Origin of the sequence: Pseudoxanthomonas suwonensis, assembly GCF_010093235.1 — a bacterium.
GTDB classification, from domain to species: Bacteria; Pseudomonadota; Gammaproteobacteria; order Xanthomonadales; family Xanthomonadaceae; genus Pseudoxanthomonas; species Pseudoxanthomonas suwonensis.
On record NZ_PDWP01000008.1, the window covers coordinates 1 to 24,163 of the forward strand.

The following is a 24,163-nucleotide window of genomic DNA, read 5'->3' on the forward strand; positions in this document are numbered from 1 at the left end:
CACAGCTACTGTAGCATTTCATCGCCGCTGATCTAACCCTTCTTTGTACTTTTTTATAACAGACGCGCACCCCCCAGAATTCACCAAAGGGTGTCCCGTCGCCAGCGTCAGTGGTGTAAAAGACACACCCCGGGCCCGGGCGTTCCCCGCCGGCAGCATCACCGCCGTGCTCGGACCCTCGGGCACCGGCAAGTCGACCCTGCTCGCGGCGCTGACCGGCGAGCTGGTGCCGGCGGCCGGTAGCGTGCGGGTGTTCGACCGCCCGGTACCTCGCGGCGCGCGCGAGCTGCTGGAGATGCGCAAGGGCATCGGCGTGCTGCTGCAGGGCAACGGCCTGCTCACCGACCTGAGCGTGGCCGAAAACGTGGCCCTGCCGCTGCGCGCGCATACCCGCCTGCCCGAGCCGCTGCTGCGCCGGCTGGTGGAGATGAAGCTCAACGCGGTGGGCCTACGCGGCGCGGCGAAGCTTTATCCGCGCGAGCTTTCCGGCGGCATGGCCCGGCGCGTGGCCCTGGCCCGCGCGCTGGCGCTGGATCCGCCGCTGATGCTCTACGACGAACCCCTGACCGGCCTGGATCCGATCGCCTCCGGCGTGATCATGAGCCTGATCCAGCGGCTTTCGCGCAGCCTGGGCCTGACCAGCATCATCGTCAGCCACCATGTGCACGAGACCCTGCCGATCGCCGACCAGGTGGTGGTGATCGCCAACCACGGCATCGTGTTCGACGGCACCCCGGCACAGCTGCAGGCCTCGACCGATCCGTTGATCCGCCAGTTCCTGGACGGCCAGCCGGACGGCCCGATCCCGTTCGAGAGCGCCCGCGAAGGCGCCGCCCGCGCGGAGGCCGCCTGATGGCCGCCGTTGCCGCGATCCGTTCCCTGGGCCGGGCCGGCCTGTTCTCGCTGTCGGTGCTGCGCGCCTCGCTGCCCAGCCGGGACTTCTTCGCCGAGCTGGCCCGCGAGATCTACAAGATCGGCGGACGCTCGCTGCCGATCATCGCCGTCGGCGGCGCGTTCGTGGGCCTGGTGCTGACCCTGCAGGGCTACCGCACGCTGACCACCTTCGGCGCCGCCGACGCGCTGTCGACCCTGCTGGGCCTGTCGCTGTACCGCGAACTGGGCCCGGTGCTGACCGCGCTGCTGTTCATCGGCCGCGCCGGCAGCTCGATCGCCGCCGAGCTGGGCCTGATGCGCGCCACCGACCAGATCAAGGCGCTGGAGCTGATGGCCATCGACCCGGTGGCCAAGGCGGTGGCACCGCGGTTCTGGGCGGCGGTGCTGTGCGTGCCGCTGCTGACCGGCTTCTTCTGCTCGCTGGCCATCTCCGCCAGCTGGTTCGAGGCGGTCAAGGTGCTGGGCCTGGACAACGGCACGTTCTGGGCCGCGCTGCAGGGCAGCGTCGATTTCCGCGACGACTTCGGCGTGGCGCTGCTGAAGTCGGCGGTGTTCGGCGGGGTCAGCGCGCTGGTCGCCGCCTACGTGGGCTTCCATGCCGAACCGACCATCGAGGGCACGTCGGTGGCGACCACCCGCGCGGTGGTCAACGCCTCGCTGCTGGTGCTGATGCTGAACTTCGTGATGTCGGCGCTGCTGTTCCAGTGATGCGCGCCGGCCTTGCCTGAAACCCCGGGCACCCCAGGTGCCCATGATCCGACTCCGTCTCACAGGTACCTCCCAATGGCAATCCGTGGTCCCAGGCTTGAATTCGCGGTCGGCGCCTTCCTCATCCTGGCGCTGGCCTCGCTGCTGGTGCTGGCGTTCGCCTCGACCAACCGCCAGTTCGGTTTCGGCGGCGGCAGCTACGAGCTGACCGCGCGCTTCGCCAACCTCGGCCAGCTGCGCCTGCAGGCGCCGGTGAAGATCGGCGGCGTGGTCATCGGCCGGGTGGAGAAGGTCGAGCTGGATCCGGTGCGGTTCGACTCGATCGTCACCCTGGCCATCGACGACCGCTACCAGGACCTGCCGGGCGACACCTCGGCGGCGATCCTGACCAGCGGCCTGCTCGGCGAGAGCTACATCGGCCTGCAGCCGGGCGGCGATCCGGAACCGCTGCGTCCCGGCGACGAGATCGTCTACACCCAGCCGGCGATCGACCTGATCCAGCTGGTCGGCAAGTACATGTTCGGTGGCGCCGGCGGAGCCGGCACGCCGCCTTCCTCCGGTGAAGAACCGTCCCCCACGGAAGCAACCCCATGAAGCCCCTGATCCTTTCCATTGCCCTGGCCCTGCCGCTGCTGGCAGCCGCCCCGATCCACGCCCAGGCGCAGGCCCAGCAGGCCGCCGCCGCAACCCCGGGCCGCCAGGTCATGGACACCGGCACCCGCGTGCTGACCACGCTGCAGCAGCGCCGCGGCGAGTTCCAGAAGGACCGCAAGGCGCTGCGCTCCTTCATCGAGTCCGAGCTGCGTGCCGGCTTCGACCGCGACTATGCCGCCCGCCTGGTGCTGGGCCCGCACGGCCGCGGCGCCAGCGACGCCGACGTGGCGCTGTTCGCCGACGCCATGACCGACAACCTGATGCAGCGCTACGGCGACGCCCTGCTGGCGTTCGAAGGCCGGCCGCGCATCCGCCTGAAGTCTGAGACCCCGCTGCCGAACAACCGCGGCATCCGCGTGTCCACCGAGATCCTGCGCGACGGCGGCGACCCGATCCCGGTCGACTACCTGGTCCGCAACAACGGCGGCTGGAAGATCTTCGACGTGATGGTCGAGGGCGTGTCCTACGTGCAGACCTTCCGCACCCAGTTCGACGCGCCGCTGCGGCAGAAGTCGATCGCCCAGGTCGCCGCCGAGCTGCGCAGCGGCGCGATGCGCCCGGACGCCGATGCCGGCCGCTGACGCCGCCCGCGCCCGCCGCGAAGGCGAGGTGCTGCACCTGGAAGGCCGCCTGGACCGCGCGGCCGCGATCGGACTGTGGCCGACCGTGCAGGCCCTGGCCGACGGTGCGCGCACGCTGGAGCTGGGCGCGGTGCAGGCGCTGGACAGCGCCGGCCTGGCGCTGCTGGCCGAGGCCGCCGCGCGCATGCGCGCCGGCGGCGCGGTCCAGGTCCTCGGCGCGCCCGCCGGCCTGGCCGAGCTGTGCGCCGCCTACCGGCTGGACCCCCAACTGAACTACGCCGGAGCCCCCCCATGAAGCCGATCCCCGCCGGCGCCCTGCTGCTGCCCCTGATGCTGCTGGCCGGATGCGCCAGCGCCCCCAAGGCCACCACCGGTTCCCCGGCTCCCGCTGGGACGACGGTCGCCGGCGTCGCGCAGGCCGAAGCCGAACCGGAAGCCGTGGCCGACGTCGCACCGGTCCCGGCCAACGGGCAGGAACTTCCGCCGCGCCCCGCGGCCACCGAGCCGGAGAGCGGGGAACCGGCCCTGGCCGGCGCGCCGGAAGCCGCGGGCGAGGCGGCAGCGGAGTTCGATCCGCAGGGTCCGACCGAGGCCGAGGAGGACTTCGCCGCGCTGTACGGCACGCCCGCCGACGCCGGGCCCGGTGCGCGCCTGGCCTACGACCCGTGGGAGCCGATGAACCGTCGCATCCACGCCTTCAACAACGTCGTCGACCGCACCGTCGCCCGCCCGGTGGCGCGCGCCTACGTGAAGGTGGTGCCGGAGCCGGTGCGCCTGGGCGTGGGCAACTTCTTCGACAACCTGGCCTCGCCGGTGACCTTCCTCAACCAGCTGCTGCAGGGCCGCCCGCGCGACGCGGTGCAGACCCTGGGCCGGTTCGTGGTCAACACCACCCTGGGCATCGGCGGCATCTTCGATCCGGCCAGCGACCTGAAGATGAAGCGCCGCAACGAGGACTTCGGCCAGACCCTGGGCATCTGGGGCTGGCGCCAGTCGCGCTACGTGGAGCTGCCCTTCTTCGGCCCGCGCACGGTGCGCGACGTGTTCGGCCTGGCCGGCGACATGCCGCTGTCCGCGACCCGCCAGGTCGAGCGCGACCGCTACCGCTTCGCCCTGCAGGGCGCGCAGCTGGTGGACCGCCGTGCCGCGTTGCTGGCGATCGACAGCATGCGCGAGAACGCGGTGGACGAGTACGCGATGATCCGCGACGCGTGGATGCAGCGCCGCCAGTACCAGATCGAGGCCGACCGCCGCGGCGGTCGCAAGGGCGAGGGCGAGGACGACCTGCCGGACTACCTGCGCGACGAGCGCGATCCCACCCTGCCGGTCGACGCCATGCCGATCCCCGGCACCTGAGCCAACCGGGAAACGCGGATGCACGAAGGGCCCGGGAAACCGGGCCCTTTTTCATGCATGAAGCGGACGGACCAGGCGGGCGGTGTACTCAGGGCTCGCCTTCCTCGCCGTCCAGCTCGGACTCGATCGCATCCAGGCCCACATCCTCTAACAATGCCTGAGCCTGCTCCTCGCCCAAGGTCTCTACCCCACGTAGTTTGCGTTCGATAGCGCGGGTACGGACGCCCGCGGCCTTGATGCTGTTTTGTACCTTGTCCAGATTCGACGTCGCCTTCTCCAACACTGTGGCGAACTTGCCGAACTCCGTCTTGACCGCACCCAGCAGCTGCCAGACCTCGGACGAGCGCTTCTCGATGGCCAGGGTGCGGAAGCCCATCTGCAGGCTGTTGAGCAGGGCGGTGACCGTGGTCGGGCCGGCGACCACGATGCGGTGCTCGCGCTGCAGCGCGTCGGTCAGGCCGGGGCGGCGGATCACCTCGGCGTAGAGGCCCTCGGTGGGCAGGAACATCACCGCGAAGTCGGTGGTGTGCGGGGGCACGATGTACTTCTCGCAGATCGACTTGGCCTGGATCCGGATCGCGCGTTCCAGCTGGGCGCCGGTGCTACGCACCAGCTCCTTGTCTCCATCGTTGTGTGCATCAAGGAGTCGCTCGTAGTCCTCACGCGGGAACTTGCAGTCGATCGGCAGCCATACGGGCTCTTCATGATTACCCCGACCGGGCAACCGCACGGCGAAATCCACGGCCTCGGCACTGCCCGGCTGCACGCGCACGCTGCGTGCGTACTGTTCGGACGTAAGCGTCTGCTCGAGGATGTTGTCGAGCTGCACCTCGCCCCAGCTTCCGCGATCCTTCACGTTGGTCAGCACGCGCTTGAGGTCGCCCACGCCGGTGGCCAGCTGCTGCATCTCGCCCAGCCCGCGCTGGACCTGCTCCAGGCGCTCGGACACCAGCTTGAAGGACGAATCCAGGCGGGTGGTGAGGGTGCTCTGCAGCTTCTCGTCCACCGTCTCGCGCATCTTCTCCAGCTTGGCGGCGTTGTCCTGCTGCAGCGCCTGCAGCTGCTGCTCCAGGGTGGCGCGCATCTCGCCGATGCGCAGCTCGTTGCGCGCGACCAGCTCCTGCAGGCGCTGGTTGAGCCCCTCGGCGAAGCGTTGCTGCGACTCCAGCGATTCCTGGCGGGCGATGCGGGCGTCCTCGGTCAGGCTGGCGCGTAGCGCCGCCAGCTGCTCGCCGAAGGCCTGGATGCGGGTGTCCTGCTGGCGCCCGAACAGGTCCAGCTGGGCGCGCAGTTCGGCCAGGCGCTGCGACAGCAGCTCGTTCAGCTTCGCCTGCGCCTCCACGCCCTCGACCCGGCCCTTGCGCGCGTCCTCGGTCAGGCTGTCGCGCAGCTGGTCCAGGCGGGTGTCGGTGCGGGTGCCCAGGTCGGCCAGGTGGCGGGCGAAGCCGTCGATGCGCTGGCCCTGGGTGCTGGCCAGGCCGTCCAGCTGCTGGCGCAGCTCCAGGCGGCCATCGCGCTGTTCGGCGCGCAGGGCCTCCTCCAGCTGCGCGCGCAGGCGCTCGAAGGCCGCGTCGGGACGGCGCATCAGCAGGACGGCCACGCAGGCCAGGATCGCCAGCAGCAGGCCGGCGATGACGATCAGGAGGAGGACTTCGGTCATGCGCGAAGTGTAGCGAGCGGCGGTCTCAGCCCATGCGACCGCCCTTCGCCAGGGTTTCACGCCGCTCCTATCCCGACGCCCACACAGTGCCGCCATGGCCCGACCCGCCCGCTACCCGGTCCGCGTCAAACGCGTCTACGAGCCGGCCGGGCCGGAGGATGGGCTGCGCCTGCTGGTGGATGGCGTCTGGCCTCGCGGGCAGCGCAAGGACATGCTGGAGCTGGAAGCCTGGCTGCGGATCATCGCGCCCAGCACCGCCCTGCGCCGCTGGTTCGGCCACGACCCGGCGCGATGGGACGAGTTCCGTGCGCGTTACTTCGCCGAACTGGCAGCAAACACCGAGGGCCTGTCGCGATTGCGCGCCTATCTGGTGCGCGGACCGGTGACCCTGTTGTATGCCGCCGCCGACGAGGAACACAACAACGCGGTGGCGCTGCGCGACTACATCCTGCAGGGTTCGGGCTGACCGCCGCGGGCTCGGTTGCGTTTGCAACCAAGGGGGAAGGGCCCTTAGCCTGTGTGGTTTCGTGCCCGTCGCGGCCCCGCCAACCCCGGAAACCGCATGACCGCAAGCACCCCTCTGCTCATCACCTTCTCCGCCTACCTGCTGCTGATGGTGGGCATCGGGTTCGTCGCCTGGCGGCGCACCCGTACCTTCGACGACTACATCCTCGGCGGCCGCTCGCTGGGCGGCTTCGTCACCGCCCTGGCGGCCGGCGCCTCGGACATGAGCGGCTGGCTGATGATGGGACTGCCGGGCGCGCTGTACCTGACCGGCGCGTCCGAAGCCTGGATCGCGGTCGGCCTGCTGCTGGGCGCATGGGCGAACTGGCGCTGGGTAGCCGGCCCGCTGCGCCTGTACACCGAACGCACCCGCAACGCGCTGACCCTGCCGGACTACTTCACCCACCGCTTCGAGGACCGCAGCCGCCTGCTGCGGATCTTCTCGGCGCTGGTCATCCTGGTGTTCTTCGCCATCTACTGCGCCTCCGGCATCGTCGCCGGCGCGCGCCTGTTCGAGAGCATGTTCGGCCTGTCCTACGGCCAGGCCATGGTGTGGGGCGCGGTGGCCACCATCGCCTACACCTTCGTCGGCGGCTTCCTGGCGGTGAGCTGGACCGACACCGTGCAGGCCTCGCTGATGATCTTCGCCCTGCTGCTGGTACCGGTGTTCGCGATCATCGGCGCGGGTGGCCCGGGCGAGGCGGTGGCCCTGGTCGAGCAGGTCGATCCCACCCGGCTGGACTGGATCGGCGCCGGCGGGGCGATCGCGGTCGTCTCGGCGCTGGCCTGGGGCCTGGGCTACTGCGGCCAGCCGCACATCCTCGCTCGCTTCATGGCCGCCGACAGCCTGGCCACCATCCCGCGCGCACGCCGCATCTCGATGGCCTGGATGGTGCTGTGCCTGGGCGGCTCGGTGGCCACCGGCCTGGCAGGACTGGCCTGGTTCGCCGCGCACCCGGAGCTGGCCGGCCCGGTCGACGCCAACCCGGAGCGGGTGTTCATCGCCCTGGGCGAGCAGCTGTTCAACCCGTGGATCGCCGGCGTGCTGCTGTCGGCGATCCTGGCCGCGATCATGAGCACCCTGTCGGCGCAGCTGCTGGTGTGCTCCAGCGCGCTGACCGAGGACTTCTACCGCGGCCTGCTGCGGCCCAGGGCCAGCCATGCCGAGCTGGTGTGGTTCGGCCGGGCCATGGTGCTGGCGGTGGCGGCCCTGGCGATGTGGATCGCGCGCGACCCGGAGAGCCGGGTGCTGGGACTGGTTTCCTACGCCTGGGCCGGATTCGGCGCCGCATTCGGCCCGGTGGTGGTGCTGTCCCTGTTCTGGAAGCGCATGACCCGCAATGGCGCCCTGGCCGGCATGCTCGCCGGCGCGGCCACTGTGATTGCCTGGAAGCACACCGGCAGCGCGCTGTACGAGATGGTGCCCGGCTTCATCGCCGCGACCGTCGCCATCGTCCTGGTGAGCCTGCTGGGCAAGGCGCCCTCGCAGGCCTTGCAGGCGCGCCACGAGCAGGTGCGCGCGGCCCTGCACGAACACGGCCACTGAGCCCCGCCTCCGCCGCGCGCTCAGCGCGCGGTGTAGCCGCCGTCGACCAGGTGGTAGCTGCCGGTCACGAACGAGGCTTCCTTCGACAGCAGGAAGCAGGCCAGGGCCGCGACCTCGTCCGCAGTGCCGAGCCGGCCGGCCGGATGCAGGGCCACCAGGCCCTCGCGCACTGCCGGGTCCAGGCCCGACAGCAGCGGGGTGTCGATGAAGGCCGGGCCCACCGCGTTCACCCGGATGCCCTGGCCGGCGTATTCCATGGCCGCGGTCTTCGTCATGCCCAGCAGGGCATGCTTGGCGGCGACGTAGGCGATCGAGCCGCTCCAGCCCACGCTGCCGAGGATCGAGGCCATGTTGACGATGGAGCCGCCGCCGCTGGCCAGCATCGCCGGCAGCTCATGCTTCATCGAGTACATCACCCCGTGCAGGTTGACGTCGATGACGCGGTGCCAGTCGGCCAGCGGGTAATCGGCGGTGGGATGGCTGGGCCCGCCGATGCCGGCGTTGTTCACCGCCAGGTGCAGGCCGCCGAAGCGCTCGACCGTGGCCTGGACCATGCGTTCGACCGCCGCCGCGTCGGCCACGTCCAGCTGGAACGCCAGTGCATCGGCCTCGCCCAGCCGGGCGGCCAGCGCCTGCGCGGCGGCACCGTCGTAGTCGGCCACCACGACCCTGGCGCCTTCACGCGCGAGGTGGCGGCAGACGGCTTCGCCGATACCCGATGCGCCGCCGGTGACGATGGCGACCTGTCCTTCGAACCTGTTCATGGCGATGCTCCTCTGGCGGGATACGTCCATGCTCGACCGCATCCGCCAAAGCTACCTTGATCGCGATCAATCCCGCTCAGTCGCCCAGCACGCTGCGCGCATCGACCAGCTCCACGCCCTGCAGCTGGCCCAGCAGGCGGTCGAACCACGGCTTGTGCGAGGCACCGACGATGCTCAGCACCCGCGCTCCGGGCCGCTCGCGGAAGGTCGTGCCGATATTGGCGACCATGCGCAGGTTGCGCAGGTCCCAGCCGGCCACGTACTGGCGGCCGTAGCGCTTCGCGGACGGCTCGGCGAGGGCGGCCCCGAAGTCGCAGCGCGCGGCCGCGGCCAGCCAGGCATCGTCGTTGACCAGGCGGTACAGCGGCAGCAGGTCCGGCTGCGCGCGCAGGGCATCCTGGCGCTCGTGCAGCCGGTCGCAGGCGTCGCCGCCGCTGGACCAGGCGGCGCGGATCGCCTGCCCGAAGGCCTCCCCGTCGTCGATACGCAGGGCGTCGCCGGTATGGTCGTCCACCGGATACACCCGCTGCAGGCCCAGGCGCACGGCCAGGACGGCGGCGATGCGGGTGTTCTCGTTGGGCGACGCCTCCAGCTTGCGCAGCCGCGCCACCAGGGCCTCGTCCAGGCCGTCGCCGGCGACGCGTTCGCCGGCAGGCAGGTGGAGCCATTGCACCTGGGCCGAGACGGGATCGCCGGCGGCCATGAACAGGGAGGCAAGTGCGCGACGCTGGGCCGCGCTGGGCGCGGCCGGCCAGGCGGCCAGGCGCTGCTCGACCGCCGCCAGGGCGGCCGGCACGTCGAGGCCGGTGGCGGCGCGGGCCTTGCTGGTGTCCGGGCAGTAGGCGTCGGTGGTTTCCCGGTCGTACTGGTGGGGCAGGCGGCGCATCAGGTCGCAGGTTTCACCCGGCATCGCCTCGACGGTGATGATCTGCGGGCCGTATGCCTGCAGCCGCTGCAGCAGGCCTTCCAGCACCGCCGGGTCGAGCGGCCCGCCGGCCCCGCCCTGCGCCAGGTGCACGGAGCCCAGGACCATCACCCGGGTGGGCGGGGAAGGCATGCCGTCATCGAGGGTGGACAGGTCCACGGCCGCGCTGGCGGTCCCGGTGCAGGCAAGGAGGGCGGCAAGGAGCAGGCGTCGGGTCATCGGGTTCTCGCGCTTCCGGAAGGGGCGACCAGCCAGCGTGGGCGGCGCGGTCGCGGCGCGGTATTGCAGGCCACCGGGCAGCGGCGGCGCATGGCCCGGTGGTCACCCATGCCGACGTCACGGTGCCGCGGACGCCGGCGAGCGACGTCCGCGGAAGGGCTGGCGGCTCAGTCCAGCACGCGGCAGAACACCGCCTTGAGGTAGCGCGACTCCGGCACGTGCGCCAGGAACGGATGGTCCGGGCCGGCGCCGGAGACCTTGAGCACCTGCACGGTGCGGCCGGCGTAGAACGCGGCGCGGCGCAGCATGTCCAGGAACTGGTCCTCGGCCACCAGGCCGGTGCAGGAGAAGGTCGCCAGCAGGCCCCCGGGCCTGACCACGCCCAGGGCCAGCTTGTTCATGTCCAGGTACTTCTTCAGCGCGGTGATGACCTGGTCGCGGTCGCGGGTCATCTTGGCCGGATCCAGCACCACCGCGTCGTACTGCTCGCCGCGGGCGGCGGCATCGCGCAGCCAGGGGAAGATGTCGGCCTGGACGAACTTCGGGCGCACGTTGTTCAGGCGCGCATTGCCCTTGGCGATCTCGATCACGTCCTCGTCGATGTCGATGCCGGTGACCTCGGCCGCGCCGCGCGCGGCGGCGTACACGGCGAAGCCGCCGGTGTTGCAGCACAGGTCGAGCACGCGCTTGCCGGCGACCTGGCGCGAGAACCACTCGCGGTTCTCGCGCTGGTCGGCGAAGAAGCCGGTCTTGTGCGCGCCGGCCGGGTCGGCGCGGAAGCGCACGCCATGCTCGGTGATCACCGCCGGCTCCGGCGAACCGCCCCCGCTGTAGACCGGGCGGTAGTCGAAGCTCTCCTGCTTCTGCACATGGTCCTCGGCGAAGCTGTAGATCCGCGCGCCGGGGAAGTGCACACGCAGGGCCTCGTAGATCCACTCGCGGTGGCGCCACATGCCGGCGCTGAAGAACTCCACCACCAGCAGGTCGTCGTAGCGGTCCACCACCAGGCCGGACAGGCCGTCGCCCTCGGCGTGGACCACGCGCCAGGCGTTGGAGACCTCGTCCAGCTTCAGCACCTGCCGGCGCAGGGCCACGGCGTCGCCGATGCGGCGCTCGAACCAGGCCGCGTCCATCGCGATGTCCGGGTTGGTCTCGAGGATGCGCAGGGCGATGCGCGAGTGGCCGTTGTAGAAGCCGCGGCCGATGAACTGGCCATCGATGTCGAAGGCATCGACGATCTCGCCGGGGCGCAGCCGGGTGGCCGGCTTCTGCACGATCTTCTGGAAGATCCAGGGGTGGCTGGAACGCCAGGCGTTCTTCAGCTGGACGGTGGGGTAGGGGGTATTCATCGGCCAATTGTACGTTCGCCCGCCCCAACCAAAGTCGTATTCGACCGTTCACCGTACCCCGGGGCATGGCCGGGCGCGCGCATCCCCGGGCAAAACACGCGACAATGCGGGGGTTTCGTTACCGGGCGGCCGCGCGCGGCCGGCCGGCGCTTCCGGTCACGTACCGCCGATCCGCACCAGAGAGCCCCCGCAGACCATGTCGAACACGCCGAAGATCATCTATACCCTGACCGACGAAGCGCCGTTCCTGGCTACCCAGTCGCTGCTGCCCATCGTCCAGGCCTTCGCCGGCACCGCCGGCATCCAGGTCGAGACCCGGGACATCTCGCTGGCCGGCCGCATCCTGGCGCAGTTCCCGGACTACCTCGGCGAGGACCAGAAGATCGGCGACCACCTGGCCGAGCTGGGCGAGCTGGCGACCCGTCCGGAAGCCAACATCATCAAGCTGCCGAACATCTCCGCCTCGGTGCCGCAGCTGAAGGCCGCGATCAGGGAGCTGCAGTCGCAGGGCTACCCGCTGCCGGACTACCCGGACGCGCCGAAGGACGAGAAGGAGAAGGACATCCAGGCCCGCTACGACCGGGTCAAGGGCTCGGCCGTGAACCCGGTGCTGCGCGAGGGCAATTCCGACCGCCGCGCGCCGGCCTCGGTGAAGAACTACGCGCGCAAGCACCCGCACCGCATGGGCGCGTGGAGCAAGGATTCGAAGTCGCACGTGGCGCACATGGACGCCGGCGACTTCTACGGCAGCGAGCAGTCCGCCACGATCGCCAACGCCGGCAGCCTGAAGATCGAACTGGCCCAGGCCGACGGCAGGACGGTGGTGCTGAAGGAGAAGGTGGCGGTCAAGGCCGGCGAGATCGTCGACGCCTCCACCATGAGCCGCAAGGCGCTGGCCGCCTTCGTCGCCGCCCAGGTCGAGGACGCTCGCGCCAGGGACGTGCTGTTCTCGGTGCACCTGAAGGCGACCATGATGAAGGTCTCCGATCCGATCATGTTCGGCGTGGTGGTCTCGGAGTTCTACAAGGACGCCCTTGCCAGGCACGCCGACGCGCTGGCCTCGGTCGGCTTCTCGCCGGAGAACGGCATCGGCGACCTGTACGCGCGCATCGCCTCGCTGCCGGAAGACCAGCAGGCGGCGATCAAGGCCGACGTCGAGGCCGTGTACGCGAAGGGCCCGGCCGTGGCGATGGTCAACTCGGACAAGGGCATCACCAACCTGCACGTGCCGTCCGACGTGATCGTCGACGCCTCGATGCCGGCGATGATCCGCGACTCCGGCCGCATGTGGAACGCCGAGGGCAAGCTGCAGGACACCAAGGCGGTGATCCCGGACCGCTGCTACGCCGGCGTGTACCAGGCGGTGATCGAAGACTGCAAGGCCAACGGCGCGTTCGATCCGACCACCATGGGCTCGGTGCCCAACGTGGGCCTGATGGCGCAGAAGGCCGAGGAGTACGGCAGCCACGACAAGACCTTCCGCATCCCGGCCGACGGCACCGTGCGCGTCACCGACCAGGACGGCAAGCTGGTGTTCGAGCACAAGGTCGAGGCCGGCGACATCTGGCGCATGTGCCAGACCAAGGACGCGCCGATCCAGGACTGGGTCAAGCTGGCCGTGAACCGCGCCCGCCTGAGCGGCACCCCGGCGGTGTTCTGGCTGGACTCCAACCGCGCCCACGACCGCGAGGTCATCGCCAAGGTCGAGAAGTACCTGAAGGACCACGACACCAGCGGCCTGGACATCCGCATCCTGGCGCCGGTGGAGGCCACGAAGTTCTCGCTGGCGCGCATCCGCCAGGGCAAGGACACCATCTCGGTGACCGGCAACGTCCTGCGTGACTACCTGACCGACCTGTTCCCGATCCTGGAGCTGGGCACCAGCGCCAAGATGCTGTCGATCGTGCCGCTGATGGCCGGCGGCGGCCTGTTCGAGACCGGCGCCGGCGGCAGCGCGCCCAAACACGTGCAGCAGTTCGTCGAGGAGAACTACCTGCGCTGGGATTCGCTGGGCGAGTTCCTGGCCCTGGCCGCCTCGCTGGAGCACCTGGCCGAGCAGACCGGCAATGCCAAGGCCGCGGTCCTGGCCAAGGCCCTGGACCAGGCCAATGGCCTGATCCTGGACAACAACCGTTCGCCGGCGCGCAAGGTCGGCGAGCTGGACAACCGCGGCAGCCACTTCTACCTGGCCCTGTACTGGGCGCAGGCGCTGGCCGCGCAGGACGAGGATGCCGCGCTGCAGGCGACGTTCGCACCGCTGGCCAAGGCCCTGGCCGAGAACGAGGCGAAGATCGTCGCCGAGCTCAATGGCGCCCAGGGCAAGCCGGTCGACATCGGCGGCTACTACCACCCCGATCTGGCCAAGGCCGGCGCGGCCATGCGCCCGTCGCCGACCTTCAACGCCAGCCTCGCGGCACTGTCGGCCTGAGTTCCCGCTCCAGCTCGTGCTCCACCCGACGAAGCCCGGCCCCGCGCCGGGCTTCGTGCTTTCCGGGATCCTCCCTGCGCACGCCGCGCATCGCGACTGCCGCGCTGGACTGCACGCCCACCACGTGGCCTTCCATCGACAGCAGGCCGCAGAACATCGCCGACAGCGCCGCGCCGTATCCGCCCGCCTTCACCGTGCCCATGTCGTACTCCGTCCGGCTTGAACACCGATCAAGCTACGGCGATGCTGCACGCGTACATAGCGCAAGTTCCGCAAGCCAGCCTTGAAGGAGGCTCAAGATGGGACGGGTTCCGCTGGACCAGGTCGAAGCCTTCGTCGCCGCCGCGCGACTGGGCAACCTGACCCGCGCCGCGGCGCAGATGCACCTGACGGTCAGCGCGCTGAGCCACCGCATGCGCCTGCTGGAGGAACGGCTGGGCCAGCGCCTGCTGGCGCGCGGTCCGCGCGGCGTGGAGCTGACCGTGGAGGGACGCCGCCTGTACGAGGCGGTGGGTGCGCCGCTGGATGCGATCGCCCAGGCGTTGCGACGCGCCGGCGCGCGCCACGGGCGCAGCATGACCATCAGCCTGATCCCGTCGATGGCCACCGCGTGGCTGGTGCCACGCCTGCCTTCGTTCCTGGCCGCGCATCCGGACCTGGCGCTGAGCCTGCAATCCAGCACCCACGTGGTGGACTTCGAACGCGAATCGGTGGACCTGGCCCTGCGCCTGGGCGGCGGAAGCTGGCCGGGCGTGCGCGCCGAACTGCTGTTCGACGAATGGCTGGTGCCGGTGGCCAGCCCGCAGCTGCTGGAACGGCACGCGAAGGTGCCGGCGGCGCAGCGGCTGCAACGCCTGCCGCTGCTGGGCGATCCGTCCGGACGTTGGGAGGACTGGTTCGCCGCCAGCGGCGGCACCGCGCCGGAGCGGTATACCGCCCACTTCGACGACACCGAAACCCTGCACCAGGCCGCCGCGGAGGGCCTGGGCGTGGCCCTGGCGCGGCTGACCCTGGCCGAACCCCTGCTGCGCGCCGGCCGCCTGTTCACGCTCGGCCGCAGGCGGCTGCCTGCCGGCTTCGGCCATTACCTGGTCTATCCGGAGCGCAGCCTCGCCCATCCGGCCTTCCCCACGGTGCGCGAATGGCTGCTGCGGCAGGCCGCCGCCTCCGCCGGCCGCTGAGCCGTCCGGCTACCATCGCGCCATGGTCCAACCCGAAGCCATCGCCCAGGTCGTACGCGACGCGTTCGACGACTACCACGCACGTTTCGCCGCGATCAGCCGGCGCGCCAGGCAGCGCTTCGAGCAGCGCGACTGGGCCGGCGCGCGCGCCGACGCCGCCGAGCGCCTGGACCTGTACGACCTGTGCATCGACGAATGCCGCCACCGGCTGGCCGCGATGCTGGGGCTGCACGCCCACGACCGCGCGCTGTGGGCGCAGGTGCGCGACCAGTACGCGGCCTCGATCGACGGCGCGATCGACACCGAGCTGTACAAGACCTTCTTCAACACCCTCACCCGGCGCTTCTTCCGCACCCGCGGCGTGGACGCGGACGTGGAGTTCGTCGCGCTGGACATCGAGCCGACCGATGCCATCACCCGGCCGGTGGCGCGGCACAGCTACGCGGTGTCGGCCGCGCGCCCGGTGGACGCGTTCGTGCGCATGCTGGGCGACTACCGCTTCGACGTGCCCTACGCGCACCTGGCGCGCTGCGCGGCGGCCATCGCCGTGCGCCTGCAGGACGACCTGGCGCATTGGGGCGAGCATCCGGTGCGCGCGATCGAGCTGCTGGACACGGTGTTCTACCGCGAGCGCCGCGCCTACCTGGTCGGCCGGGTGTTCGGCGAGCACCGCTTCTCGCCGTGCGTGGTGGCCCTGGTCAACGGCGACAACGGCATCCGCGCCGAGGCGGTGCTGACCCGCCGCGGCGACGTGGCCCAGCTGTTCGGCATCTCGCGCAGCTATTTCCAGGCCGACCTGCCCACGGTCGGCGACGCGGTGGTGTTCCTGCGCACCCTGCTGCCACACAAGCCGGTGGACGAGCTGTACACCGTGCTGGGCCGGGCCAAGCAGGGCAAGACCGAGCGCTACCGCAGCTTCTTCCGCTACTTCCACGCCAATCCGGCCGAACGCCTGGTGCCGGCGGAGGGCACCCCGGGCATGGTCATGGCGGTGTTCACCCTGCCCGGCCAGCCGCTGGTGTTCAAGGTGATCCGCGACCGCTTCGCCTGGCCCAAGCGGACCACGCCGGAGGAAGTGCAGGCCCAGTACGAGCGCGTGTTCCGCCTGGACCGGGTGGGCCGCCTGCTCGACGCGCAGCCTTTCCGCCACCTGCGCTTCCCGGCGGAGCGCTTCGACCCGGCGCTGCTGGAGGAACTGCGCGAGAGCTGCGCGGCCAGCATCGCCGAGGATGGCGGGGACATCGTGCTCAGGCTCTGCTACGTGCAGCGCCGGCTGCGGCCGCTGGACCTGTACCTGCGCGAGCAGGGCGCCGAGGCGCGGCGCGAGGCGGTGCTGGACTACGGCCAGGCGATCGTCGACCTGGCGCGCAACGACATCTTCCCCGGCGACATGCTGCTGAAGAACTTCGGCGTCTCGCGCCACCGCCGGGTGGTGTTCTACGACTACGACGAGATCCGCTCGGTCTCCGAACTGGAGTTCCGCGACTGGCCGCAGGCCACCACCTACGAGGAACAGGTCGCGGCCGAACCCTGGTTCCATGTCGGCCCCGACGATGTCTTCCCCGAGCGTTTCGGCCAGTTCATGGGCCTGCCTGCACCCCTGCTGGCGGCGCTGAAGACCACCCATCCCGGCCTGTTCCAGCCGCAGTGGTGGCGCCAGCTCCAGGCGCAGCTGCGCGACGGGCAGCTGCCGGATACGCCGCCTTATCCCGATGCGTTACGCCTTGCGTAACGGGGTGGTGATTGGTGATTGGTGATTCGTAAAGGCGAAGGCGCGGGGTTGCAGGCCCGACGCCGAGCGAAACGGCTGTCGCTCTTTCGAATCACGAATCACGAATCACGAATCACCAATCCAATCACCAATCCCGTATCACAGCTTCACCACCCTCTTGCCGAAGTTCTCGCCCCGCAGCAGCCCGGCCAGTCCGGCCGGTGCGTTCTCCAGGCCTTCGATGACGTCCTCGCGGTACTTCACCTTGCCCTGGCGAAGCCACTGGCCCATCTGCCGCAGGAATTCGGGGTAGAGCGAGAGGAAGTCCGACTGCAGGAAACCGCGCACGGTGATCCGGCGCGTCAGGATGGTCGCCAGCAGCGCCGGCACGCGGTCCGGACCCGGCGGCGGCGCGGCATCGTTGTAATGCGCGACCAGGCCGCATACCGGCACGCGTGCGTAGTCGTTGAGCAGCGGCAGCACCGCGTCGGACACGTGGCCGCCGACGTTCTCGAAGTACACGTCGATGCCCTCCGGCACGGCGGCCTGCAGCCGTGCGGCGAAGTCCGTGGCCCGGTGGTCGAGCGCGACGTCCACCCCCAGTTCCCCGCGCAGCCAGGTGGTCTTGGCCTGGCCTCCGGCGATGGCGACCACGCGGGCGCCGTGCAGTTTGGCCAGCTGGGCCACGGTCGCGCCGACCGGACCGGCAGCCGCAGCCACGACCACGGTTTCACCGGCGGCCGGACGGCCGATCTCGTGCAGCCCCGCATAGGCGGTGAACCCCGGCATGCCGTACACGCCCAGTGCGGTGCTGGGCGGCGGGTCGTCCGGGTCGAGGCGGCGGCGCAGCGCGTCGCCATCGACCAGTACATGGGTCTGCCAGCCGCCATGGGCCAGCACCAGGTCACCGGGCTTCCAGTCCGCGTGCGCGGACTCCACCACCTCGGACACGGTGCCGCCGTCCATCACCTCGCCCAGCACCACCGGAGGCGCGTAGGAGCGCCCTTCGTTCATGCGCCCGCGCATGTACGGATCCAGCGACAGCCAGCGGTTGCGCAGCAGCACCTGGCCTCGCGCCGGCAGCGGCAGCGGGGCCTGTTCGATGCGGAAGTCGCTGGCCTTCGGTTCGCCCTGCGGACGGGCGGCCAGCACGATGCGGGTGTTGGTGATCGCTGACATGACGGGGCTCGGAGCGGGGCTGCCGAGCATGCCGGCGGTGGCGTTCACGGACCGTGTGCGCGGTAGCGCGTGCTAGGCTCGCGCGCATTCCACAGCTGGAGCACGCAATGAGCCTGTCCCGTTCCCGTGCCTGCGCCCTGGCCGCCACCCTGGTCCTGTGCATCCCGGTCGCGCATGCGGCCAAGCCGGCGGATGCCGCCACCCTGCCTGCGCCCGATGCCGCGCTGCAGGCGGCGATCAACGGCAGCTGGCGCGCCGAGGCCAACGTGGCGCGCGACGCCTGGCGCCATCCGGGCCAGACCCTGGCCTTCTTCGGCATCCGTCCGGATATGACCGTGGTCGAGATCACCCCAGGCGGCGGCTGGTACAGCGAGATCCTCGCCCCCTACCTGCGCGACCAGGGCCGCTACATCGCGGCGGTGGTCGATCCGCAGGCGGTTCCGGAGGGGCGCGGCCGCGACTACCAGCAGCGCGCGCGCCAGGGCCTGGAGAAGAAGTTCGCCGAGGCGCCCGCCCAGTTCGGCAAGGCCGAGGTGGTCGCCTACGATCCGGCGGCGCCGACGTTCGGCCCGGCCGGTTCGGCGGACATGGTCCTGACCTTCCGCAACGTGCACAACTGGCGCAGCGCCGGCCAGGCCGAAGGCATGTTCAAGGGCTTCCACGAGGTGCTCAAGCCCGGCGGCGTGCTGGGGGTGGTCGAGCACCGCGCCGCCGCCGACGTGCCGGCCGACGACAGGAGCGGCTACGTGGGCCAGGCCCAGGTCATCGCCCTGGCCGAGGCCGCGGGCTTCCGCCTGGATGCCAGCAGCGAGGTCAACGCCAACCCGCGCGACGGCAAGGACCATCCGAATGGCGTGTGGACCCTGCCGCCGTCCAACAACCACGCCGAAGTCGATCGCGCTAAATACCAGGCCATCGGCGAAAGCGACCGCATGACCCTGCGCTTCGTGAAGGAATGAGGTGACCGGCGGTGCCCGGGCGCCGCCCGTGCCACCGCCGCTCCCTGCTGCATCGGGTCATCCCATGCATCGCCGTACCTTCCTCACCACGCTGGCGGCCGGCCTGGCCGCCATCCCCCTGCTGCCGGCGCTGGCCGCCGGAGGAGAGACTCCCATGCACGGACTGATCGGCAAACTGCGCGCGGTGCCGGGGCAGCGCCCGGCGTTGGCTGCGATCCTGCTCGAGGCGACCACCGCCATGCCGGGCTGCCTGTCCTACGTGGTGGCCGAGGACGGCGAGGACGAGGACGCGCTGTGGGTCACCGAGGTCTGGGACAATGCCGACAGCCACCAGGCCTCGCTGCAGCTGCCGGCGGTGCGCGATGCCATCGCCCGCGCGCGCCCGCTGATCGCCGGTTTCGATTCGCACGTGACCACGCGGCCGCTGGGTGGCGTCGGCCTTTCCGACTGACGTTCCCGCCGCGCCCGATGCTGATCGCGTTCAACAAGCCCTTCGGGGTGCTGTGCCAGTTCACCGACCGCAGCCAGCCGCCGCGCCCGACCCTGGCCGGCTTCGGCCTGCCCAAGGACGTGTACCCGGCCGGACGCCTGGACCACGACAGCGAGGGCCTGCTGCTGCTGACCGACGACGGCGGCCTGGCCCACCGCCTGACCGATCCGCGGCACAAGCAGCCCAAGACCTACTGGGTGCAGGTGGAAGGCGATCCGCGCGGGGAGCAGCTGCAGGCGCTGCGCGATGGCGTGCTGCTCAACGACGGCCCCACGCGCCCGGCGAAGGTCCGCCGCATCGAGCCGGCGCCTGCGCTGTGGCCGCGTGATCCGCCGGTGCGCTTCCGCAAGACCGTGCCCGATGCCTGGCTGGAGATCGTGATCAGCGAAGGCCGCAACCGCCAGGCGCGGCGCATGACCGCCGCGGTCGGGCTGCCGACGCTGCGCCTGGTGCGCGTGGCCAGCGGCCCGCACCGCCTGCATGGCCCCGACGGCGCGCCGCTGGCGCCGGGGGAGTGGCGGGAAGTGGGCCGTTGAGCCGGCGGGAGCCGCACGGCGTGCTCCGTTTGTCCGGCCACATGGAGCGCGCGCCCAGGGCACACAGGCGCGACCGCATCACGACAGGCGGCGACGCGGGGAAGGGGAAAGTACGCGACTCCCCGACCTCTCCCCTTGCCCCTCCCGGCGGGAGGGGGGGACCCCGGGTGCGCCTTGCTTACCGGGGCTGTGCGGATCCACTGGCTCCAGGCCGCGGGCCCCCGGGAGGCACCCTCGAATGACCAATCACGAATGACCAATCACCAATCACCAATCACTCCGCACTGGTGATGTTGTGGGTGCGACGCGCGGCACGGGCACGGACGCTGCCGTTGTCGCGCACCTGGCGGGCCTCGCCCTCGATGGGGGCTTCGGCGCGCTGCTGGCGGCGCTTGCGGTACATCACGTAGGCCAGCACGCCGGCGCCGACCACGGCAGCGGCGGCGGCGACGGCCACCGGGTTGCGGCGCACGACGGTGGCGGCAACGCGGGTGCCGGTACGGGCCGCGCCCAGCGCGGCACCGGCCTTGATCCACTGCTCGGCGCCGGTGCCGGCGTGGCGCAGGCCCGAGCCGGCCTGGCGACCGGCGCTGCGCAGGCCAGCGCCGGCCTGCTCGGCCAGTTCCAGCGCGCGGTCGGTGATGATGGTCAGCTTGCTCATGGGGGATCCCTTCTGCAGAAGTGGGGAGACGCCGCCAGTGTGGGCGAGCACCCGTGCAAGATACGTCAGCAGTCGGCGCCCGGCCCCCGCTTCCGCGGCCAGCGGCGCGGGCGTGTTCATGCCGCGGACAGCAGGCCGCCGGTGGCACCGTGGACGCGGGGCCTTTGCCTTGCCGACTTCGCCAGGGCGCCGGGAAACCCTCGTCCTCCCTTGCCGCTGGCCTTGCTGGAGTACCGCGGGTGTTCCCCTCATCGCCGGCTCCGGGACACCTGCCGGGCAGCGGGGGAGCCAGCCGCGCCAGTACTCCTCCATGGAGCCACGCCGTGCCCAGCCGTCGCCATGGGCGATGGACGCCTCACGTGCCGCGCGGCTTTGCCCTGTGGGTCGCGGTGGCGCTCCAGGGATCATCCGGCCACGGATGCTTCGGATACCGGCCCTTCATCTCCTTGCGCACTTCCGGGTAGGTGTTGTCCCAGAAGCTGCGCAGGTCCCCGGTGACCTGCAGCGGCTTGCCGCCGGGAGAGAGCAGGTGCAGCAGCAGGGGCACGCGGCCGTCGGCGATGCGCGGGGTGTCGGCCAGGCCGAACAGTTCCTGCAGCTTCACCGCCAGCACCGGCGGGCGCGGGCTGCCGTCCGGCTCCAGCGCGGACTCGACCGGGCGGGCCATGCCGGAAGGCACCGCGATGCGCACCGGGGCCAGGCGGTCCACCTGCTGGCGCAGGTTCCAGTCCAGCGGCGACTTCAGCGCCTCGCCCAGTTCCTGTTCGGTCAGCGCGTCCAGCCGGGTCTTGCCGGCGAAGGCCGGGCGCAGCCATGCGTCGACGCTGGCCAGCAGGGCATCGTCGGTGACGTCGGGCAGCCCAAGTTCGGGCATCCAGCTGCGCAGGCAGGCCACCCGCGCCTGCCACTGGCGCAGGCCTTCGGTCCACGGCAGCGACTCCAGGCCCAGCTCACGCACGGCATTGGCCAACGCCTGCGCGGCGTGGGCCGGATCGACCCGGCCGGCCGGCCGGCTGTCCAGCACGATGCGGTCGAAGCGCGATTCGCGGCGGGCGACCAGGGCGCGGCGTTGGGCGTCCCAGACCGCACCCTCCTCCTCGACGAAGCGGTCGGGGAAGTCGGCACGCAGGCGCGCCTCATCCACCGGCGCGGCGCGCAGCAGCAGGGCGTCGCCGCGCGGCTCGAAGCGCAGCTCGGTGGCCACCAGCCAGGGCTCGCCGCGCACGGCGCTGTCCTCGAACAGGCGGGCCATGCGGCCGTTGGCCAGCTGGTAGCGCAGCGGGTCGGCCGGATGCCGGGCGGCGATGCGGTCGGGAAAGGCGTGCGCCAGCAGATCGCCCAGCTCGTGGGCCTCGATCTGCGCCGGCGGCGCGGCCTCGCAGCGCAGGCGCCGGCGCCACTGGCGGGCGGCGGCGTCGATCGCGGCCAAGGCCGAACGGCTGGCATCCGCGGGCATGCGTCCGCCACGGAAGGCGGCCAGCGCGCGCCAGCGCTCGGCCAGGGCATCGCTGCGGCTGCGCAGCGGGTCGCGCGCCTCGAGCAGGGCGGCCAGGTCCGCCGCCAGCGCGCGGGCGCGGTCGTCAGGCGCCGCCGAGAGCATCGCCGCCAGCCGTGGATGGGTGCCAAGCTCCAGCATCCGGCGGCCAAGTGCCGTGATCGCCCCCCCATCCAGCGCGCCGAGACGCTGCAGCAGCTCGCGCGCCGAGGCCAGCGCACCGGGCGGGGGCGGATCGACGAAACGCAGGGCATCGCTGCCCCAGGCCGCCAGCTCCAGCGCCAGCCCGGCCAGTTCGACCTGGGCCATCTCCGGGCGCCGCTGCGCCTCCAGCCGCTGCGACTGCGGCCACAGCCGCCAGGCCACGCCGGGAGCGACGCGACCGGCACGGCCGGCACGCTGGTCGGCCGAGGCCTGGGAGATCGGCACCGCGTCCAGGCGCGAGAAGCCGCTGACCGGATCGAAGCGCGGCTCGCGCGCCAGGCCCGAGTCGATCACCACCCGTACGCCGGGCAGGGTCACCGAAGACTCGGCCACGTTGGTCGCCAGCACCACCCGGCGGCGGCCGTCCGGCGCCGGCTGCAGCACCTTCGACTGCTGCTCCACCGGCAGTTCGCCATGCAGGGCCAGCACTTCCACGCCGGCCGGCAGGGAGGCGGCATCCAGCGCCGCGCCGACCCGGGCGATCTCGCGCTGCCCGGGCAGGAACACCAGCACGTCGCCCGGATGCTGGGCCAGGGCCTGCTCAATGGCACGCCGCGCCTGCGCCTCGAGCGACTCGTCGCGGCGAGCGGGGAAGTGGCTGGTCTCCACCGGGAAGGAACGGCCCTCGCTGGACAGCCGCGGCGCATCGAGGAAGCGCGCCAGGCGCTCGCCATCGAGCGTGGCCGACATCACCACCAGGCGCAGGTCCTCGCGCAGCTGCGCCTGTACGTCCAGGGCCAGGGCCAGGCCCAGGTCGGCGGACAGGTGGCGCTCGTGGAACTCGTCGAACAGCAGGGCGCCGACGCCTTCCAGCAAAGGATCGTCCTGGATCAGGCGGGTGAGGATGCCTTCGGTGACCACCTCGATCCGGGTACGTGCCGAGACCCTGCTCTCGAATCGGATGCGGTAGCCGACCGTGCCGCCGGCCTCCTCGCCCAGCTGCCGGGCCATGAACGCGGCGGCGCTGCGCGCGGCGATCCGGCGCGGTTCCAGCATCAGGATGCGGCGGCCCTGCAGCCACGGCGCCTCGAGCAGGGCCAGCGGCACCTGGGTGGTCTTGCCGGCGCCCGGAGGCGCCTCGAGCACCAGGCGCGGATGCGTGGCGAGGCTGTCCCGGATCGCGGGCAGCAGCGGGGAAATGGGGAAGTCCATGGCCGGCGTCGAAGTCGTGCCGCGCGGGCGGCACGCCAGTACGGAATCTCGGGAAAACCGGGGCGCATTATCCGTGATGCCCGGCGGCGCACGCTTCATGGCTGCGGCGATGCACGGGGCCGGCCGCGGCGCCCGGCTAGAATGCGCGCTCACCGCGAACCGCAAGACCGCTCCATGCACCTGATCGACATCGGCGCCAACCTCACCCACGAAAGCTTCGAGCGCGACCTGGACGCGGTCCTGCAGCGCGCGCGCGAGGCCGGGGTGGCGCAGATGGTGGTGACCGGCGCCAGCCGCGAGCACAACCCGATGGCGCTGGAGCTGGCGCAGCGCCATCCGGGCATGCTCTACGCCACCGCCGGCGTGCATCCGCACCACGCCACCGAGTACACCGCCGAATGCGATGCCGAGCTGCGCGCGCTGCACGCGCACCCGGAGGTGGTGGCGGTCGGCGAGTGCGGCCTGGACTACTTCCGCGACTTCTCGCCGCGGCCGGCGCAGCGCAAGGCGTTCGAACAGCAGTTGCAGATCGCCGCCGACCTGGCCGCCGCCGGCACGCCCAAGCCGCTGTTCCTGCACCAGCGCGACGCGCATGCGGACTTCATGGCGGTGATGCGCAACTTCGACGGCCGCCATGGCCCGGCGGTGGTGCACTGCTTCACCGGAACCCGCGAGGAGATGTTCGATTACCTCGACCAGGACTGGTACATCGGCATCACCGGCTGGCTGTGCGACGAGCGCCGCGGTGCGCACCTGCGCGAGCTGGTGAAGAACATCCCGGCCAACCGCCTGATGGTGGAGACCGACGCGCCCTACCTGCTGCCGCGCACGCTCAGGCCCATGCCGAAGGACCGCCGCAACGAGCCGGCGTTCCTGCCGCACATCGTCGAGGAACTGGCGCGCGACCGCGGCGAGGATACGGCGACGACCGCGGCCGCAAGCACCGCGGCCGCGCGCACGTTCTTCGGCCTTCCCGCCGCGGGAGCCTGAAGAACCCCGCGGCCTGC

Annotated in this window: 23 protein-coding genes; 15 read left to right on the top strand and 8 right to left on the bottom strand. The window is 71.4% G+C overall.

Going from position 1 to position 24,163, the window contains the following annotated elements; translation table 11 throughout:
* Positions 1-55: 55 nt before the first annotated feature.
* From CSC68_RS04935 to CSC68_RS04960, 6 genes are all read left to right on the top strand, one after another.
* The gene (locus tag CSC68_RS04935; RefSeq protein WP_425501206.1) at positions 56-853 is read left to right on the top strand and encodes an ABC transporter ATP-binding protein; all 798 of its coding nucleotides are present in this window, start codon (positions 56-58) and stop codon (positions 851-853) included.
* Positions 853-1,602: an MlaE family lipid ABC transporter permease subunit gene (locus CSC68_RS04940; RefSeq protein WP_162202425.1), complete on the top strand. Its 750-nt coding sequence runs from the start codon at positions 853-855 to the stop codon at positions 1,600-1,602. Before CSC68_RS04935 ends, CSC68_RS04940 begins: the two co-directional genes overlap by 1 nt.
* Before the next feature lie 75 nt (positions 1,603-1,677).
* On the top strand, positions 1,678-2,196 hold the full coding sequence (gene mlaD, locus CSC68_RS04945) for an outer membrane lipid asymmetry maintenance protein MlaD (RefSeq protein ID WP_162202426.1): 519 nt from the start codon (positions 1,678-1,680) through the stop codon (positions 2,194-2,196).
* Entirely contained in the window at positions 2,193-2,837 is a 645-nt protein-coding gene (locus CSC68_RS04950) for an MlaC/ttg2D family ABC transporter substrate-binding protein (protein ID WP_162202427.1), read from the top strand. Before mlaD ends, CSC68_RS04950 begins: the two co-directional genes overlap by 4 nt.
* A complete protein-coding gene (locus CSC68_RS04955) occupies positions 2,824-3,132 on the top strand; it encodes an STAS domain-containing protein (RefSeq protein ID WP_162202428.1) in 309 nt (102 codons plus the stop codon). Before CSC68_RS04950 ends, CSC68_RS04955 begins: the two co-directional genes overlap by 14 nt.
* Complete coding sequence (locus tag CSC68_RS04960; RefSeq protein WP_162202429.1) at positions 3,129-4,193, top strand: MlaA family lipoprotein; 1,065 nt, start codon at positions 3,129-3,131, stop codon at positions 4,191-4,193. Before CSC68_RS04955 ends, CSC68_RS04960 begins: the two co-directional genes overlap by 4 nt.
* An 88-nt stretch (positions 4,194-4,281) precedes the next feature.
* On the opposite strand, the gene CSC68_RS04965 is transcribed toward CSC68_RS04960, so the two are convergent.
* Positions 4,282-5,853, bottom strand: a complete 1,572-nt coding sequence (locus CSC68_RS04965; protein ID WP_162202430.1) for a DNA recombination protein RmuC — start codon at positions 5,851-5,853, stop codon at positions 4,282-4,284.
* A 94-nt stretch (positions 5,854-5,947) separates the two neighbouring features.
* Here CSC68_RS04965 and CSC68_RS04970 point away from each other — a divergent pair, with 94 nt between their 5' ends.
* Positions 5,948-6,319 carry a DUF488 domain-containing protein gene (locus tag CSC68_RS04970; RefSeq protein ID WP_162202431.1) on the top strand — a complete coding sequence of 124 codons (372 nt, stop codon included), beginning with the start codon at positions 5,948-5,950 and terminating at the stop codon, positions 6,317-6,319.
* Between the two features lie 96 nt (positions 6,320-6,415).
* Positions 6,416-7,903 (top strand): sodium/proline symporter PutP, encoded by a 1,488-nt coding sequence (gene putP, locus CSC68_RS04975; protein ID WP_162202432.1) that lies wholly within the window; start codon positions 6,416-6,418, stop codon positions 7,901-7,903.
* Between the two features lie 20 nt (positions 7,904-7,923).
* Here putP and CSC68_RS04980 read toward each other — a convergent pair whose 3' ends face one another.
* The 3 genes from CSC68_RS04980 to CSC68_RS04990 all read right to left on the bottom strand — a co-directional run bounded on the left by CSC68_RS04980 (position 7,924) and on the right by CSC68_RS04990 (position 11,160).
* Complete coding sequence (locus CSC68_RS04980; protein ID WP_162202433.1) at positions 7,924-8,667, bottom strand: SDR family NAD(P)-dependent oxidoreductase; 744 nt, start codon at positions 8,665-8,667, stop codon at positions 7,924-7,926.
* A gap of 76 nt (positions 8,668-8,743) precedes the next feature.
* Positions 8,744-9,811 (bottom strand): DUF5694 domain-containing protein, encoded by a 1,068-nt coding sequence (locus CSC68_RS04985; protein WP_162202434.1) that lies wholly within the window; start codon positions 9,809-9,811, stop codon positions 8,744-8,746.
* 167 nt (positions 9,812-9,978) lie between these two features.
* On the bottom strand, positions 9,979-11,160 hold the full coding sequence (locus CSC68_RS04990) for a class I SAM-dependent rRNA methyltransferase (protein ID WP_162202435.1): 1,182 nt from the start codon (positions 11,158-11,160) through the stop codon (positions 9,979-9,981).
* Positions 11,161-11,356: 196 nt separating this feature from the next.
* Here CSC68_RS04990 and CSC68_RS04995 point away from each other — a divergent pair, with 196 nt between their 5' ends.
* Entirely contained in the window at positions 11,357-13,588 is a 2,232-nt protein-coding gene (locus CSC68_RS04995; protein WP_162202436.1) for an NADP-dependent isocitrate dehydrogenase, read from the top strand.
* Here CSC68_RS04995 and CSC68_RS05000 read toward each other — a convergent pair.
* Positions 13,557-13,790, bottom strand: coding sequence for a hypothetical protein (locus CSC68_RS05000; protein WP_162202437.1), 234 nt, complete (start codon positions 13,788-13,790; stop codon positions 13,557-13,559). The two genes, CSC68_RS04995 and CSC68_RS05000, sit on opposite strands and share 32 nt — an antisense overlap.
* A gap of 97 nt (positions 13,791-13,887) precedes the next feature.
* On the opposite strand from CSC68_RS05000, the gene CSC68_RS05005 reads away from it, so the two are divergent.
* Together CSC68_RS05005 and aceK are read left to right on the top strand one after the other, a co-directional pair.
* Positions 13,888-14,769, top strand: a complete 882-nt coding sequence (locus tag CSC68_RS05005; RefSeq protein WP_162202438.1) for a LysR substrate-binding domain-containing protein — start codon at positions 13,888-13,890, stop codon at positions 14,767-14,769.
* 22 nt (positions 14,770-14,791) lie between these two features.
* On the top strand, positions 14,792-16,501 hold the full coding sequence (aceK, locus tag CSC68_RS05010; RefSeq protein ID WP_162202439.1) for a bifunctional isocitrate dehydrogenase kinase/phosphatase: 1,710 nt from the start codon (positions 14,792-14,794) through the stop codon (positions 16,499-16,501).
* A gap of 138 nt (positions 16,502-16,639) precedes the next feature.
* Here the strand turns inward: aceK and CSC68_RS05015 are convergent, their stop codons facing one another.
* Positions 16,640-17,659 carry an NADP-dependent oxidoreductase gene (locus tag CSC68_RS05015; RefSeq protein WP_162202440.1) on the bottom strand — a complete coding sequence of 340 codons (1,020 nt, stop codon included), beginning with the start codon at positions 17,657-17,659 and terminating at the stop codon, positions 16,640-16,642.
* 107 nt (positions 17,660-17,766) lie between these two features.
* On the opposite strand from CSC68_RS05015, the gene CSC68_RS05020 reads away from it, so the two are divergent.
* From CSC68_RS05020 to CSC68_RS05030, 3 genes are all read left to right on the top strand, one after another.
* Positions 17,767-18,618, top strand: a complete 852-nt coding sequence (locus CSC68_RS05020; protein ID WP_162202441.1) for a class I SAM-dependent methyltransferase — start codon at positions 17,767-17,769, stop codon at positions 18,616-18,618.
* Positions 18,619-18,682: 64 nt separating this feature from the next.
* Positions 18,683-19,069: a putative quinol monooxygenase gene (locus tag CSC68_RS05025; RefSeq protein WP_211365687.1), complete on the top strand. Its 387-nt coding sequence runs from the start codon at positions 18,683-18,685 to the stop codon at positions 19,067-19,069.
* Between the two features lie 17 nt (positions 19,070-19,086).
* Entirely contained in the window at positions 19,087-19,644 is a 558-nt protein-coding gene (locus CSC68_RS05030) for a pseudouridine synthase (protein WP_162202442.1), read from the top strand.
* 274 nt (positions 19,645-19,918) lie between these two features.
* Here CSC68_RS05030 and CSC68_RS05035 read toward each other — a convergent pair whose 3' ends face one another.
* Positions 19,919-20,305, bottom strand: a complete 387-nt coding sequence (locus tag CSC68_RS05035; RefSeq protein WP_162202443.1) for a hypothetical protein — start codon at positions 20,303-20,305, stop codon at positions 19,919-19,921.
* Positions 20,306-20,660: 355 nt separating this feature from the next.
* Entirely contained in the window at positions 20,661-23,156 is a 2,496-nt protein-coding gene (hrpB, locus tag CSC68_RS05040; protein ID WP_162202444.1) for an ATP-dependent helicase HrpB, read from the bottom strand.
* Between the two features lie 174 nt (positions 23,157-23,330).
* On the opposite strand from hrpB, the gene CSC68_RS05045 reads away from it, so the two are divergent.
* Positions 23,331-24,146 carry a TatD family hydrolase gene (locus CSC68_RS05045; RefSeq protein ID WP_162202445.1) on the top strand — a complete coding sequence of 272 codons (816 nt, stop codon included), beginning with the start codon at positions 23,331-23,333 and terminating at the stop codon, positions 24,144-24,146.
* Positions 24,147-24,163: the final 17 nt, after the last annotated feature.